Raw genomic sequence first — 714 nt, 5'->3', positions numbered from 1 at the left:
ACCGAGCTGAATGAGAGCCTGGCTTTGCCCGAAGTGGATGCCGTCATCCTGTGCACGCCGACGCAAATGCACGCCGCGCAAACCATCGCCTGCCTGAAGGCGGGCAAGCACGTGCAAGTGGAAATTCCACTGGCCGACAGCTTGCGCGGTGCGCTCGAAGTCGCCGCCATGCAGGAGCAGACCGGCCTGGTGGCGATGTGCGGCCACACCCGGCGCTTCAACCCCAGTCACCAGTACGTGCACCAGCAAATTGCGGCGGGCAAGTTCAACATCCAGCAGATGGATGTGCAAACTTATTTCTTTCGCCGCAGCAACATGAACGCGCTGGGCCAGGCCCGCTCCTGGACCGATCACCTGCTGTGGCACCACGCGGCCCACACGGTGGACCTGTTTGCCTACCAGTGCGGCAGCCCCATCGTCAAGGCCAACGCGGTGCAGGGGCCGATCCACCCGGTGCTGGGCATCGCCATGGACATGAGCATCCAGCTCAAGGCCGCCAACGGCGCCATCTGCACGCTGAGCCTCTCGTTCAACAACGATGGCCCGCTGGGCACTTTCTTCCGCTACATCGGCGACAGCGCCACCTACCTCGCGCGCTACGACGATCTGTTGACGGCCAAGGAAGAAAAGATCGATGTGAGTCAGGTCGATGTGGCCATGAACGGCATCGAGCTGCAAGACCGCGAGTTCTTCGCCGCCATCCGCGAAGGGCGC

At 63.0% G+C, this 714-nt stretch carries 1 protein-coding gene; it reads left to right on the top strand.

All coding sequences use genetic code 11. The annotated features are described in order from the left end of the window. A partial coding sequence (locus tag B3V69_RS10255; RefSeq protein ID WP_296446240.1) for a Gfo/Idh/MocA family oxidoreductase occupies window positions 1–714 on the top strand: 714 nt, incomplete at both ends.

This window comes from Rhodoferax sp. UBA5149, from assembly GCF_002413825.1.
GTDB lineage: Bacteria > Pseudomonadota > Gammaproteobacteria > Burkholderiales > Burkholderiaceae_C > Rhodoferax.
This window is presented reverse-complemented; position numbering and strand designations above follow the sequence as displayed.